The following is a 15318-nucleotide window of genomic DNA, read 5'->3' as shown; positions in this document are numbered from 1 at the left end:
TAAATTGGAATTTGGAATTTATCCTGATTGGAATTTTAAATTTATTATTGAATTCCGTACTCCTCCAATTTTCTATACAACGTCGCAATTCCAATCTCAAGCAAACGTGCTGTTTCAGCCTTATTGCCTTTTGTATAATTTAAAACCTTCTGAATGTGCAATTTTTCAATACTTTGCATAGAAAAAGCTGACATCGATTTTGTTGCTTTCTCAGGCTGATGCTGCATTTCGTAAGGCAAGACATCTGAGGTTAAAGTATCGCCATTACTCAAAATAACAGATCTTTCAATAATGTTTTTAAGTTCCCGAATATTTCCCGGCCAGGAATAACTTTCTAATTTCTGAAGAAAATCATCGGCAATATTTAAAGTTTTTTTGTTTGTTTTTTCAGAAAACTGCTTGACAAAATAATGGGCCAATACTGAAATATCTTTGATTCTTTCTCGCAAAGAAGGCAATTTGATTTCGAAAATATTCAATCGAAAATATAAGTCCGAACGAAAACGGTGTTCATCACTTTCTGTTTTTAAATCACGGTTTGTTGCCGCAATTAATCGGAAATTTGATTTTTTTGGAGTGGTATCACCAACCGGAATATATTCGCTGGTTTCTAAAACACGTAACAATTTGGCTTGAAGATCAATTGGCATTTCGCCAATTTCATCCAGAAATAAGGTTCCACCGTTTGCTTCTTCAATAAAACCTTTTTTATCTTTTAATGCACCAGTAAAAGCACCTTGTTTATGACCAAAAAGTTCACTTTCAAGAATTTCTTTACTGAAAGTACTGCAGTTTAGTGCCACAAAAGATTTTCCAACGCGATTACTATTTTCGTGTATCGCTTGTGCAAAAACCTCTTTTCCGGTTCCGGTTTCTCCAGTTAATAAAACAGTCGAATCGGTTTTGGCAACTTTTTGTGCTAAATCAATAACTTGTTCGATTCCTTTAGATTTTCCAATAATGGTATTAAAAGAATATTTATCGCCAATTCGTTTCTCGAGTTGTTGCACTTTTTTCTGTAACTGTACTTTTTCTACAGCTTTATAAAGAAGCGGAATAATTTTATCATTATCATCGCCTTTTACGATATAATCGAAAGCACCATTTTTCATGGCCTGAACGCCGTCTGGAATATTCCCAAAAGCGGTCAACAAAATAACTTCTACTAAAGGGAAACTGTTTTTTATATTCTGAAGAAAATCAACACCATTTCCATCAGGTAATTTTACATCACATAGAACGACATCAATTTCAGTTTGCTCCAGTTTCTTAAAACCTGATTTTAAATCTTTAGCTTCAAAAACTTCAAATCCTTCTGATTTTATAATACGTGCCAGCAGACTTCTAAGTTTTTCTTCGTCGTCTATAATTAAAATTTTGTGTGTCATTTGAGGAAAAGGCTAGTATCGAAATTTATTTTCGTGCTACAAATTTAGGTTTTAAATCATTTGCCTTTTTTGATTTATCGGAAATTCTTGCGAAAATTCAATTTTTAAAATCGTCCCGTTATTATTTTCCATTGTGAATTTTGCTTCCAAATCATCACTTAAACCCTTTATTAAACTCATCCCGAATGAGTTTGCTTTTGTATCTGTAAAATCAGTTTCAGCTCCAATTCCGTTATCTGAAATGGTTAATAAATATCGGTTTTCTGCTATTGCTTCGAGCGTCACATAAATCATCCCTGTTCGATCATTCGGAAAAGCATATTTAATTGAATTCGTAATGGCTTCATTCAAAATAAGTCCAAGTGGAACAGCCTGCGCCACGTCTAATTCTAAAGGAGCGACTTTTATTTCAAAACGAATTCTTTGTGCAAGAGAAAAAGACTCCTTTAGATATTCGACCAATTCTTTGATGTAATTTGGCATATTAATCGTCGCAATATTGTCAGAATTATATAATTTTTGATGAATCAATGACATCGAATGAATTCTGTGCTGACTGTTTTTTATGGCAGATAAAGCCATATCATTATCCAAATAAGCCGATTGGGAATTCAGCAGGCTTATAACGGTCTGAAGATTGTTTTTCACACGGTGATGAATCTCTTTCAAAAGCCATTCTTTTTCATCTAATAAATGTCTCAAGTTGAGGTTTTTTTGATTGATTTCTCTTTCTTTTAATTCTAATTTAGCATGATTTCGTTGTTTTAAACGATAGCGATTATAAAGTAAGCTAATCGTGATTAAAAGCAAAATCAAACACCCAATCGCCAAATTATTTAAGAGTTTTGATTTTTGTAATGCACTTTCCTGTAGTTTCGATTGGTCGTTTAAAAGTGCAATTTTTTGTTCTTTATTCTTAGTTTGATATGCTATTTTTAATTCTTCAATTTGTTTATTTTTAGTATTTCCATGAAGTGAATCACTTATTTTTTTGAAGTTTTGAAAATGGGCTAATGAGCTTTTATAATTTCCATTAATAGAGTCGGTTTTGTACAATAAACGCTGAAATGCCTCTGAATTATAAGTTGCGTTATTGATCTTAAAAAGCGCAAATATTTTATCTGTGTAAAATTTTGCTTTCTGAACTTTATTTATATTGATATAAAATAAAGACATCATGGTATATTGGTGAACAATTTCTCTAAAGGTTTCACGATTATTTAATTGTCTGGCGTAATAATCCGTTTCATTAAAATACTTTTCGGCCTGAAGATTATCTTTAATAGCCTCATAGCAATTGGCTTTTATATAAGCCACAGACATCTTGTCAAAAATAGTTTTTGGAGGATATTCTGCTGTTAACGAATTTATGTAGGCAATAGCTTCTTTATTTTTTCCTTTAAGTGATAAAGCAGCAACAGCACCATAAAAACTTTTATACCAAGTACCGGTATCTAAGGTTTGCTGTCCAATTTCAATACTTTTTCTATATAGTTCCAATGCTTCTTCATTGTGACCTATAAAATTATAGACATCACCTAATCGCATATAAAAAATATCTCCTAAAGTGTAGTCTTTTTCGGCCTCCATTCTTTTTACGCTTTTTAGCGCATAATACATAGCACTTTTCATATTTTGCTGATACAAGTCAATATAAACTATTGTGGTTTCTGCGAATTGCTGATGTGTGAAATTAATTTTTCGCAAATCAGCTAAATTTTGATGTAGTCTCTTTTTTGCTTCATCGATTCTCCCTGTCCAAAAATAGATGGTCGTAATTTTCATATAAGACTCTATTCTTTTTTCTTCCAACCCTAAGGAAGCATAAAGAGAAACGGCTTCTTGTAGTCGTTTCTCTTTCTCCGGATCTAGATTTGATAAAAGAGTTGCATATCCATCCACAGCATCAGCGAGACCAATTTTATCATCTGTTTTTCGGCATTCGTTTATAACCTGTAAAAAGTTTTTTTTGCTTTCTGCTAAGTTCCCAGCCTGGAAATAATATTTCCCAAGAAGCAGTAAACTTTGATGTTGCCATTTTTTTATTTTAATTTTATTGCTAACGTCAACTGCTTCCTTTATATAAACTTGGGCATTTTGAAGATCCTCTGGTTTTGTTCCGGGTTTGAAAAGATAAAAATTCCCTAATTGAAGCAATAACTTAATGCGATTTTCCTCTTTAGATTTAGCAAGAAGCTTTTTTGCAGAATCGATGTTTCCTTTATCAATCAAATCATTTCCAATCAAATATGATCCATCGTTAAAACCTTCGTCATAAGCTAACGAAACAGGTAATTTATATGCTTTACAGGCTAAAACTACAGAACTGTCTGCATCTATCGCACCCTGATTGGCGTTGAATAAATAGATGGAGCAAGCCTGAATCAAAAGCCTTTTCTTCTTTAAGTCATATTTGGCAACAGAAGGTGAAGTTTGTGCCAAAGATTGTATTGCAATTGAAAGGATAAAACAGAGTGCATAAACTTGTTTCATAATTTGTTTAGAATTAAGTTTTTGGATGTTTTTTATGATGAACAAATATAAATATAAACTAGTATGGTTCTTTAGAATAATATCAGGAAAATTCACATAAAAGATCTTTTTTTTGATTTAAATTTTGAATTTTTACTGTTTTAGTTCTAATAATTAACTAATTTTATACCAATATATTACGCCTATTATAATACTAAAAATACCACATTTATGGAAACGGTTTTTGACCAGCACCTCAAATCCTCTGAAACCACTTTAAAAAAACGAATTTTAATCGTTGAAGATCAATTTATTGAAGCACATGATTTGCAGTTAATTCTCGAAAAAGCAAATTATGAAGTGATCGGAATTGCTCGCTCAGTTGATCAGGCTTTGGAACAGATTGAGATTGAAAAACCGGATTTAGTTTTCCTGGATATTATGCTGAAAGGAAATCGTAACGGAATAGAATTAGCCCAAATTCTCAAAGAAAATTATATCGGTTTTATATTTATATCAGCTAATTCCAGTAAAAATATTTTAGATCAGGCAAAAATTACACAGCCTTACGGATTTATAGTAAAACCGTTTAGAGAACAAGATGTTTTAACCACTCTTGAAATCGCTTTTTACCGTCAGGAATATAGTTTAGAATCGCAATTAATGCAACAAATGCAGTTACAAAGAGATATGAATGAGATTTTAAATTCAAATCTTAAATGGGAAAATGCATTAGTATCATTCGGAAGAATGATACAAAATTATATTTCGTTTGATTATGCAGAAGTTGGTTTTGCGAACACCACACATTATGCAAATCTCGGAATCATGCGTAGAAATATAGACGATTACCAGATCATCAGTCCTGAAAAATTCTCAAAAATTGCTGATATTTCTATTAAGGAATTAGATGAAACCTATAAAAAATCAAAAATAGATTTAGAACCTATTATCTATAGTGAAGAGTCTTTGATAAATAATTTCCAGGTAGCGCCAATAAAGAGTCTGATTTCTCATAATTTCGGAATTAAATCATACTTGGTATTTCCGGTTCCAATTGAAACAATTCAAAGATTTTATTTTAATTTTTATAGCAGAAATTTTAATATTTATTCGACAGAAACCTTAAAACTTTTGGCGAACCTGGAAAATATATTTGCGCAATTTGTTACTAAAATGTTTCCAAAAACAGTTTCTGGGGAAGACCAAAAAGAAGCTATTGCTAAAGAAGTAAAACCGTTACATAAATCGGTTGGCTTTGAAGGAATTATTGGTAATAGCCCTCAAATGATTACGGTTTTTGATTATATCAGAAAAGTGGCGCCGTCAGACACATCGGTTTTGGTTTTAGGCGAAAGTGGTACCGGAAAAGAGAAAATAGCGCAAAGTATTCATGCTTTATCGCCTCGAAAAGGAAAACCTTTAGTTATTATTAATTGTGGAGCGATTCCTGAAAACCTGGCTGAATCATTGCTTTTTGGTCATGAAAAAGGAGCTTTTACAGGTGCAGTAGACAAGCGAGTTGGTAAGTTTGAATTGGCTGACGGAGGGACCATTTTTCTGGATGAAATAGGGGAGATGCCTTTGGAACTTCAGGTAAAATTGTTACGCGTTTTGCAGGAACGAGAAATTGAACGCATTGGAGGAAGATCTTCAATGAAAATTGATGTTCGAATTATTGCAGCTACGAATAAAAATCTTGAAGAAGAAGTTGCAGCCGGAAGATTCAGAATGGATTTGTACTATCGTTTGCATGTTTTTCCAATTTTAGTTCCATCATTAAAAAAACGAAAAGAAGACATCCCGGACTTAGCACATCATTTTATAAAAGTATACAGCGAGAAAATGGGACGAAAAGCACCAAACCTCTCTGATTTTGCTTTGCAACAGATTATAAATTACAATTGGCCGGGAAATATTAGAGAATTGGAACACGTAATGCAACGTGCCATTTTATTGACTGACGGAAATACAATCAAGGAAATTGAACTTTCGACTTCTTCAAAAATGCATGCAGAACAAGCTAGTGAATCCTTCTCTATAAAAACAATTTTGGAGAACGAAAGAGATTATATATTGTATATTCTGAAAAAATGTAACGGGAAAATATCAGGAGCAGGTGGTGCAGCCGAAATTTTAGACATTCATCCGTCCACTTTAAATTCGAAAATCAAAAAACTGGAAATTAAAAGAGAATTAAACTAACTGATTTTTTCGAGCCATTTTACAATAAATCCAGCAACTTCAGCCCAGTTGGATTGTCCTAATACAAAATGATTGTGACCTTGAAATTCTTTATAGCAGGTTATCGAATGAATATTGGTGTATCTTTTAAAGTTTGAATAATTGAGCGCAGCTCTAATAACCATATCGTTAGATCCGGATAAAAATAGTAAAGGTTCATGCTTTTTTTTAAAGTTGATGTGTGCCGCTTCAGTAAAAACATCTCGTAAAACTGATTTAGATTCAGGAATAACCAATTTTTCATAAGAATCTTTTTGTTCTTCAAATGACATTCCGTTTGTAAATTTGGTTTGCCATTCTCTAAATGTCATTAAATATGTTTTTTTTGCAGAAGTAAAAAAGCCTAAAGACTTCCAGATTGCTTTACAAAAAGAGAATTTCGCTTTAAAAATACCTTTTGGAGAAACGGAATGAATACAAATTCCGGCGAAAGCCAATTCTTTCTGAACCAATAACTGAGTCAAAAGTCCACCATAAGAATGTCCAATTAAAATGGGCTTTTCAGGTAGTTTCTCTATAATTTCTCTATAATAGTCGAGTAGGCTTGATAAACGCAACAATGCAATTTTTGAATCCGGGTGTTGACTCCGTAATGTTTCGATATTTTCATTTTTGTAAGGCCATGGAGGGGCAACTGTTTTGTATCCTTGATTTTCAAAAAAAACAGTCCATTTCTCCCAACAAGAAGGACTGACAAATGCTCCCGTAATAAACACAATGGTTTTCGTATTAGATAGGTACATAAAAAGCAGTTTGAGATTTTTTGAATAATAGGATGAGAATACTTTCAAAATACAAAGGGTGTGCCTATTTGTAAAGCCTTTGATATTAAACGTTTGTTAAAGAATGAAGATTCGGTAGTTATTATATTTCGTTAAAAAATATTTCAGAGTCTTGAAATATCATTTTTTTGAATAGATTTTTTCTAAAGAGATGTATCTTTAAAATCTCAAAATCAAATGCTCCAAATGAAAATACCACGATTACGAATAAAGACATTTTTATTCATTCTTGCCCTTACAATTAATTCGATTTCTTTTTGTTTTGGAAATTATGTTAAAATAGATTCATCAAAAAAGAAAATCATATCTTTTAAAATAAAACTAAAATCAGCAAAGAAAGTAAAAATTCAGGCTGCGGATTTAAAATTCAACAAACATTTAGCCTATAGTTTCACCGTTGATGATGGTTATCGTTCAGCTTATTTAACGGCTTTCCCATTATTTAATGGAGGAAAAATAAGTCCGCCAATGATAAACGAATGGAAAAATGATCAGGGCGGTGATGGAAAAACTTCAAAAGGACTTTTTTACTCAGATGGATTAGGAAATAAAATTCCGTTCAAGTTAGCTTTAGCCATTAATGGAGGAGCAATCAATGATTCAAAAACAATTCGCGGACATCTTTCGTGGTCAGAAGTAAAGGAATTATACAAAGCAGGCTGGGATATTTTGAATCACGGCTTTCATCATGCGACCAAACACGGAACTAATTTCCTGACTGAAGTAACAGAAAATACAACCTCGATACAACAAAATTTAGGATTTACAATTTCGCATTTTGTGGTGCCAGGCGGAGAAAGTGATCCTGGATATCATCTAGAATATGAAAGAGACGCTTTGACAAATGGCTCTTTTTCGGTAGCATCTTATGTTGGTGCTGGACCAGTTATTAAAGTTGATAATAAAGTAAATTTAGATAAAATGATTTACGCGAGAACTTTTATTCAAAGTTCAAAAGACACAATCGGATTTAAAACTATGGATCGTTTTCTAGCGACTTTTGATTCAGTTGCAAAATTATCGGGGCCAATTTGGTACAACGAATTTACACACGGAGTAGGAAATTCAAATTTGTGGAATTTAAGTATACGTTTCCCAGACTTCAAATATTATATGACAACAATTGCCAATAAATATGGTACAAACGGAAACGATTCAATCTGGATGGCGCCCTGGCAGGAAGTTTACGAATATATCTGGCTTCGCGATCGAATTAAAATCCATTTTGAACAAAGTGACAAAGAAGGTACGGTAACAATTGAACTTCCTGAAATTCCGGAGACCTTTCGTTACAGAGATATTTCATTAGCAGTTGATTCAAAATCAAAATTTGAAATTGAAGCAAAGCAATCTAATTTTAAAATTATTGATGATGGAAAAACAAAACATAAATTGATTACAATTCAATTGAAATAAAGAATATTGAAAAAGGCCCTAATTAGTAGAGCCCTTTTGTTTAATTAATTTCCTTTTCGTTGTCTTTAATAAAAGTATCGATATTTTTTAAATAAGGATCTACGACAATCAGTTGAGGTTTGGTTTTAAGTTTTATTTTCCCTCCGGTTTTATTGTTTTTTAGTAAAAAAGGAGAACAAAGTAATTTTCCTTTTTCATCATAAATACCAATGTCAATGGTTCTGTCATTGTCAATTAATTTTCGTTTTCCAACTTCATTTTCAGCATATTTTTCTGAATTAACATTAAATGAAACTTCATAAAATCCATTCTTTTTTTGACTTTTAACCGAAACGATTTTTGAAGAATAAGTGATAATCTGCTTAAACATTTCATCTAATTTCCAATGCAGTTTAGGATCTGTTACAGCATAAATTTTCTTTAATAAATCTTCAGAATCAGGACGTTGAATCGGATATTTATAATGATTCAGAAAATTTTTCAAAGCCTGGTTCACTTTTTCTTCTCCAATTAAAAGTCGCAATTGATGCATAACAAGCATTCCTTTGTCGTACGGTAAATGGGGTGTTTCGTAATTTGTTTTATAAAGAGAAGTTTCCGGATCGTAGCTTCTGGCGCTTAAATATAGATCTAAATGAATTTTTAAGGTTTGTAAAGCTTTCTCTAAACCGTGTTCTTTTTCATATAACATCAACTCGGTATATTGTGCTAGGGTTTCGGTCAAAATCCAGCTTCCTTCTTTTTGTTCCGGCGCAATTTGGGCATTTCCCCACCATTCGTGCGATAATTCGTGAGCTGTCAATTGATTGATAACATCTTCTTTATCTTTATTATTCAGGTTGCTGTAAAAACCAAAATTCTCTTTCATAAAAACCGTTGACGGATAGGAAGTCGCGGCAAACCCATCGGCGAAAGCGGAGACTTCGGCATAACGAATAGTTTTATAAGGATATTTCCCAAAATTGGTCTGGCAATAATCTATTGTGTTATGAATACCACTTATTAGTTTTTCGATATTTCGGGAATGTCTTTTGTCGTAATAAACTTCAATAGAAATTCCTTTATAAAGGATCTTTTTAATTTGATATTCCGCGGAAGCGAAAGCAAATCGAAACGGAATTTTCCCATTTGATTTATAATGAAAATAATTGCGATCTCCTTTTTTCCATTTTCCAATTAAATCTCCCACACCAATTGCGGTTTGTTTTTTTGATGTTGAAACGACTGCATCATAATCAATAAAATCATTCGGAATTATCGTTTTATCTTCTAATTTTTTAAGCGGAGTCTGAGCTGGTAAATGCCTTTTTTTACGTTCTTTTTTGCTTTCAATTTCGTTCGAAACCTGATAACCAAAAGTTGGAAAATAACGGCTGATTCTCATAAAAGAACCATTTTCAATTATAGAATTAAAAGCTGTATGTCCTTTAAACGGCGACCATGAAAATTGAAACGAAAAACTCATTTTTAATTTCTGATGCCGTTTCAAAGGTTTTGTTAAGCGATACCAATAATGGTTGAAGTTTGAAACATCATGTAATTTTTCTGCATTCTTAATTTTAATAGAAGTCAGTTTCGAATTTCGGTCTATATATAGGAGTAAACTATCAATTGTTTTTTCTGAATTATTAATTAATTCATACGATCCCGAAACTTCATAGCGATTTTCTTCTGGAAATAAATCTACCGTACTCTTCACAGACGTGATGATCGGCTGTGCTAAAGGAGCATATTTTTTAAGCTTCAGTTCGTATTGTTCGCTCCAATTATTTTGATCTTCTTGGGTTATATAGGGATATTCAATATTTGTTTTGTAAAAAAAATAACTTCCAAAACCAATAAAAAGAAGAATTCCCAAAATAAAAATTGCTTTTTGGATCGCATTAAATGAATTTCGTCGAAATGATTTTAAAATCGAACTATTTCGTTTCCATAAAATAGAAGTAGAGAATATCAGAATTAATGCTAGCCCAATGTTGTACAACATCGAAATGTGAAACGAAAAAGTATATTTTCCAAAACCATTCAAATCAAAATATTCTCTTTTAAAGGCATCGCCAAATCTCAGTAAAGGATGTGAAATTCCTAATTGACCCCCAATTGCGGAGCTAATTAAAACAACCGTAAGTGTTGCAACTGAAAGCCCTAAATATTTATTAGTAATGAGAGTTTGAATAAAAAGAACTAAAATCGAAATAAGTAAAATGGGAAGTCCGAGATAATACAGCATCGAAAAGTACAACCCAAATTCTATTGGAGCATTTGCATTAATGATTTGAAAACTACATCCTATTACAATAGAAACGCCAACGATAATTAGTGCAATAGAGAAAAGTGAAATCAATTTTGCTATCAAAACCATTATTTGTGAATATGGCGTTGTGTTTTCGAGCATATCAAATTTTGAATTCTCGCTTCTGTTTACTAATTCGCTGCTGTAAAAAAGAATTATCAAGATTAAAATGAAAGGCAAACGATCCATAATCGTGCTGATCATTAAAGCGGTATTGGTTATATTTTCCGCTAGCCGAATTCCGCCATCAATTTCATCTGAAATTTCAATTAATAAGAGTCCGGAAAGTAAAAGAAGAATCAGAATAAACGGAATTCCTTTTACAATCAAAAAGATATCCATTTTGATATTGCTTTGCAAAACAGCGATATTATGTCTAAAAGTCCTGAATTCTATTTGTTTTGGCGCTTCCGCAGAAAAAGAAATGCTGCCAAATTCTACTTTTTTGGACTTGCTTTTTTTGGTTTTCGATTTTCTAAAGGAAAAAATTTTATAAGAAATAAAGACTAAAAGAAGAGAAATAACCAGCCATAGAATTCGGTTGATTAAAAAATTACCGGTCAATAAAAGCAAATTGCTGTTCTTTTCAATAGACGTCCAATATCTTGTTTGTTCTAAAAAAGCCGCTAAACCAAACGGATCTATTTTTGCCGCAAAAGACATTTGCGTAGCTGATGAAGGAGAAGCATTTGCAAAAATAGGAGAGTTAGAAAACAAAGATCCTGCGATATATAAGATGTAAATTAAGAAACCGCCAACGTATATCATTAATTTGTTTGGCGTTGTCCACGCCAGAGCAGTTAATATCGAAAGACATAGAAAAATGTTGGGTAAAACAATTACTAGGTAAGGCCAGAAATAGTTGATTAGTTCGAAAGGACCAATTTCGTCTTTTGGAAGCCATGACATTTGATGGCCAAACATCATCCCAAGAATAAACATCAAAAAGGAAAGTGAAGCAATTGCAAAGGCAGTAATAAATTTGCTTGCCAAATAATTAAATTTTGAAATTGGAGTTGTGAAAATAATGGCATCAAATTTAGTTTCGTATTCTTTCAAAAAACTTTGAGCAACTTGTATGGTAATCGAAAATATAGTAGTCAACGAAATCAGGCCTATTGCATAAGTCAGTACGAAGGGACTATTTTTATAAGCACCAGAAAAAGAGAAATTGGCAAAAGCACTCACAAAAAAGCCAAATATCAGATACAGTATAAAAGAAGCATAAAAAGTCCAGTTTCGGGTATTGTTATGCCATTCAAATTGAAGTAATTTAGAAAACATAGGACTATTTTTTAGGTTGATTTTGAGATAAAACGTTGAAATAAACGTCGCTTAGATCAGGAGAAATTAAATCGAATCCGGAATCAGGACGTTGATCTGAGAAAACATGAATATTGAGTTTTCCAGAATTCAAATGAGATGAAATAATATTGAAATTATTTTTATAATCCTTCAAATCATTTTTATGAATGGCTTTCATCCAGATTTGGTCTTTTAAAGAATCGACCGCATCATTCGGATTTCCTTCTAAAATTAATTTCCCGTTAGAGATTATGGCCATTTTAGTGCATAAATCACGTACGTCTTCAACAATATGAGTGGATAAAAGCACAATAATACTTTCACCAATTTCACTTAAAAGATTATTAAAACGGTTTCTCTCTTCGGGATCAAGTCCGGCAGTTGGTTCATCGACAATAATAATTTTAGGATTTCCAAGCAAAGCCTGTGTAATTCCAAAACGCTGGCGCATACCTCCAGAGAAAGAATGTACCGCTTTGTCTTTATACTGTAGTAAATTGGTTTGGTTTAATAAATTCAAAATCTGGTCGTGTCTTTCTTTTTTGTTGACAATACCTTTTAGAATGGCCAAATGATCCAATAGACGATAAGCAGATATTTTTGGATAAACGCCAAATTCCTGCGGTAGATAGCCAAGGTTTTCACGAATAAACATGGGATTTTCAAGAATATTAATTCCGTTAAATTCAATTATTCCCGATGTTGGTTCCTGCAAAGCAGCAGTAGTTCGCATTAAAGTAGATTTTCCTGCGCCGTTTGGTCCCAGCAAGCCAAACATGCCATTCCCGATTTCAAGCGATAAATTGTCAATTGCCTTAACGCCATTCTCGTAAGTTTTACTGAGATTTTTGATTGATAAACTGTTCATTTTTTGATTGATTTAGATGATTATATAAAGATGATTTTGAAAAAAATAGGCAATAGAATGCCAGTCGGCCTATAAAAGCCGATTTTTATGTCAATAAGATTTAGATTTAAAAGAGCGCTATTCGCTTACATATTCTAGAATATCGCCAGGCTGGCAGTCCAATATTTTACATATTGCTTCCAGGGTGTCAAATCTGATTCCTTTTGCTTTTCCTGTTTTAAGTATCGATAAATTAGCAGGTGTAATTTCAAGTTTTTCTGCCAACTCTTTACTTTGCATCTTGCGTCTGGCAAGCATTACATCAATATTTACAATTATTGGCATAGTTATATAAATAAGTCTTGTTCGTTCTGAAGGTTTAAACCCTGTTTAAAAATTGCTGCAAGAAAGTAAGCGAAAACGCCAAGCATTCCGTGCAATACGATAAAAATTGATACTTCATTGTCTAACGGCACAAAAAAGAAAGCAATAAAGAGCACAATGCTTGGTATAAGCAAATTCGATAAATAAAAACGCCTTAAATGCTGGATCCCATTTTGAGTGAATAATTTTGGCTGATAAAAAAGCTTAAAAACATTACTGCTTAATAAAAAGAAAAGTCCATAGAGACTCAGAGGAGCTAAGAAATCAAAAAGGATATACGGAAGATTATAATCACCAAGCATTACCGGATGCGTAGTAAACGGATAACAAACCTGAAAATATTTCCCACCGTCTTTAAAGGTCAAGCTCCAGCCTGTAATTAAGGTTAGAAGAGAATAGCTTGCCAGTCCAAAATATACAACAGACAAAAATCGTGTAAAATAAAATAAAACTCTGGAAACGATATGAGTGGTTTTCATTTAATTTAAAGTTAGGGTTATATCGCAAATGTATAATTAATTATCGTAAAACAATAATTAATTATCATTTTTTGTATTTTTTGTCACGCGGAAAATATTATAATTCTCTTAACACTGCAAAATAAAAGGCATCAGTATAAATGAAGTAATTTTGTAGAAAGTAAAAATATATATGAAAAACCCAATTTCAATCTCCATATTAGAACTCGCTATTATTACTCAGGATAGCAACGCAACCGAAACATTTCAAAAAACAAAAGACATAGCACAACTGGCTGATAATTTAGGTTATAAGCGTTTTTGGCTGGCCGAACATCACAATATGGCACATGTTGCGAGTACGGCAACAGTTGTTTTAATAGGATATATTGCTGGTCACACTAAAAATATTCGGGTAGGTTCTGGAGGTATAATGTTGCCAAATCATTCTCCTTTAGTAGTAGCAGAACAATTTGGAACTTTGGAGACGCTTTATCCAAACCGAATCGATTTAGGTTTAGGAAGAGCGCCTGGAACAGATCAGCCAACTGCTGAAGCCATTAGAAAAGACTTTTTTGAGCAGGCGCAAAGATTCCCTCAAAATGTAACCAAGCTTCAGGATTATTTTTCTGAAGAAAATGCGACAGCAAAAGTTCGCGCTTTTCCAGCCGAAGGGAAAAACATCCCCATCTGGATTTTAGGTTCAAGTATGGAAAGTGCTGCCTTGGCCGCTGCTTATGGATTACCGTACGCTTTTGCAGGACATTTTGCACCTCGCCAAATGATACAGGCCTTTGAATTCTATCGCGAAAATTTCCAGCCGTCAACAGTTTTAGACAAACCAAAAACAATGGCCTGTGTTAATATTATTGCTGCAGACACAAATGAAGAAGCAGAATTTCTTTCAACCAGTTTGTACCAAATGTTTTTGAACTTAATACGCAACGATCGCAAAGGACTACAGCCGCCAGTTTCGTCTTTAGATGATATCATGGGCGAAGAAGAACGTTTCCATGTCAATCAAATGACCTCTTGTACTTTTACAGGAAACAAAGAACAATTAGAAATCGATCTTAAAAAGTTTATTAACTACGCTCAAATAGATGAACTTATGGTTACGAGTCCAATCTATGATCACCAGGCTAAGCTAAAAAGTATTCAAATCACAAAAGAGGTCATTGATAGTTTAAATACTATACATATATAAGTACATTTTTCTACTATTATATATAAGGTGTGTAATGTTCCAACTCGACAGTTTATTAAAATCTGCCGGGTTTGTTTTTTATACATATGTATTATGTATAAGGTGAGAAATTCTACTATAATATATAGTAAGGATTATTTGCGTTAGGCTGAGCGAAGCAATTTTCAAGATTTGGATTTTTTTTAAGGAGCTATCTCCCGCTATCCTTTCCAATACTATCGAGGCTAATGGAGCTGTTTTCAGAAGAAAATTATCGTTTTAGAGAAGTAAAAGGAAGACTTTGCGCCTTTGCGTCTTTGCGAGAACCATTGAAAACAAAGAAAAAACCAACTTTGTGTCTTTTTGAAAAGCAAGTAAACCCCAATAAACAGGGGAAAAATAAAGCTTTGTGTCCTGGCGTCTTTGTGGCAAAACCAACAAAAACAACCCAAACCAGCCAAAACCTAGTAAAAGCTAAAAAAACTTTGTCTTATAAAAACCGACATACCAGCGACTTATAAAAAAGATTGAAATTATATAATA

11 protein-coding genes are annotated in these 15318 nt (G+C 32.8%); 4 read left to right on the top strand and 7 right to left on the bottom strand.

Going from position 1 to position 15318, the window contains the following annotated elements; genetic code table 11:
• Nucleotides 1-44: 44 nt before the first annotated feature.
• Together Q7C23_RS03295 and Q7C23_RS03290 are read right to left on the bottom strand one after the other, a co-directional pair.
• Nucleotides 45-1388 (bottom strand): sigma-54-dependent transcriptional regulator, encoded by a 1344-nt coding sequence (locus Q7C23_RS03295; RefSeq protein ID WP_375031174.1) that lies wholly within the window; start codon nucleotides 1386-1388, stop codon nucleotides 45-47.
• A gap of 51 nt (nucleotides 1389-1439) precedes the next feature.
• Nucleotides 1440-3881, bottom strand: coding sequence for a histidine kinase dimerization/phosphoacceptor domain -containing protein (locus tag Q7C23_RS03290; protein ID WP_375031173.1), 2442 nt, complete (start codon nucleotides 3879-3881; stop codon nucleotides 1440-1442).
• A gap of 210 nt (nucleotides 3882-4091) precedes the next feature.
• Between Q7C23_RS03290 and Q7C23_RS03285 the strand changes: the two genes are divergently transcribed.
• Entirely contained in the window at nucleotides 4092-6065 is a 1974-nt protein-coding gene (locus Q7C23_RS03285) for a sigma 54-interacting transcriptional regulator (RefSeq protein ID WP_375031172.1), read from the top strand.
• Here the strand turns inward: Q7C23_RS03285 and Q7C23_RS03280 are convergent.
• Entirely contained in the window at nucleotides 6062-6847 is a 786-nt protein-coding gene (locus tag Q7C23_RS03280; RefSeq protein WP_375031171.1) for an alpha/beta hydrolase, read from the bottom strand. The genes Q7C23_RS03285 and Q7C23_RS03280 overlap by 4 nt on opposite strands.
• A 225-nt stretch (nucleotides 6848-7072) precedes the next feature.
• On the opposite strand from Q7C23_RS03280, the gene Q7C23_RS03275 reads away from it, so the two are divergent.
• Nucleotides 7073-8302: a polysaccharide deacetylase family protein gene (locus Q7C23_RS03275; RefSeq protein WP_375031170.1), complete on the top strand. Its 1230-nt coding sequence runs from the start codon at nucleotides 7073-7075 to the stop codon at nucleotides 8300-8302.
• A gap of 40 nt (nucleotides 8303-8342) precedes the next feature.
• Here Q7C23_RS03275 and Q7C23_RS03270 read toward each other — a convergent pair whose 3' ends face one another.
• The 4 genes from Q7C23_RS03270 to Q7C23_RS03255 form a co-directional block, all read right to left on the bottom strand.
• Nucleotides 8343-11879, bottom strand: a complete 3537-nt coding sequence (locus tag Q7C23_RS03270; RefSeq protein ID WP_375031169.1) for a M1 family aminopeptidase — start codon at nucleotides 11877-11879, stop codon at nucleotides 8343-8345.
• 4 nt (nucleotides 11880-11883) lie between these two features.
• Entirely contained in the window at nucleotides 11884-12768 is an 885-nt protein-coding gene (locus tag Q7C23_RS03265; RefSeq protein WP_375031168.1) for an ABC transporter ATP-binding protein, read from the bottom strand.
• A gap of 117 nt (nucleotides 12769-12885) precedes the next feature.
• The gene (locus tag Q7C23_RS03260) at nucleotides 12886-13092 is read right to left on the bottom strand and encodes a helix-turn-helix domain-containing protein (protein ID WP_375031167.1); all 207 of its coding nucleotides are present in this window, start codon (nucleotides 13090-13092) and stop codon (nucleotides 12886-12888) included.
• A gap of 2 nt (nucleotides 13093-13094) precedes the next feature.
• Nucleotides 13095-13610, bottom strand: coding sequence for a DUF2975 domain-containing protein (locus tag Q7C23_RS03255; protein ID WP_375031166.1), 516 nt, complete (start codon nucleotides 13608-13610; stop codon nucleotides 13095-13097).
• A 172-nt stretch (nucleotides 13611-13782) separates the two neighbouring features.
• Between Q7C23_RS03255 and Q7C23_RS03250 the strand changes: the two genes are divergently transcribed.
• Both Q7C23_RS03250 and Q7C23_RS03245 read left to right on the top strand, forming a co-directional pair.
• Nucleotides 13783-14796: an LLM class flavin-dependent oxidoreductase gene (locus tag Q7C23_RS03250; RefSeq protein ID WP_375031165.1), complete on the top strand. Its 1014-nt coding sequence runs from the start codon at nucleotides 13783-13785 to the stop codon at nucleotides 14794-14796.
• Between the two features lie 308 nt (nucleotides 14797-15104).
• Nucleotides 15105-15296 carry a hypothetical protein gene (locus Q7C23_RS03245; protein WP_375031164.1) on the top strand — a complete coding sequence of 64 codons (192 nt, stop codon included), beginning with the start codon at nucleotides 15105-15107 and terminating at the stop codon, nucleotides 15294-15296.
• Nucleotides 15297-15318: the final 22 nt, after the last annotated feature.

The sequence above is a fragment of the Flavobacterium sp. LAR06 genome, from assembly GCF_041946075.1.
In the GTDB taxonomy this organism is placed as follows: Bacteria; Bacteroidota; Bacteroidia; order Flavobacteriales; family Flavobacteriaceae; genus Flavobacterium.
Note: the sequence above shows the minus strand (reverse complement) of the source record. Positions and strands in the feature narration are given on the sequence as shown.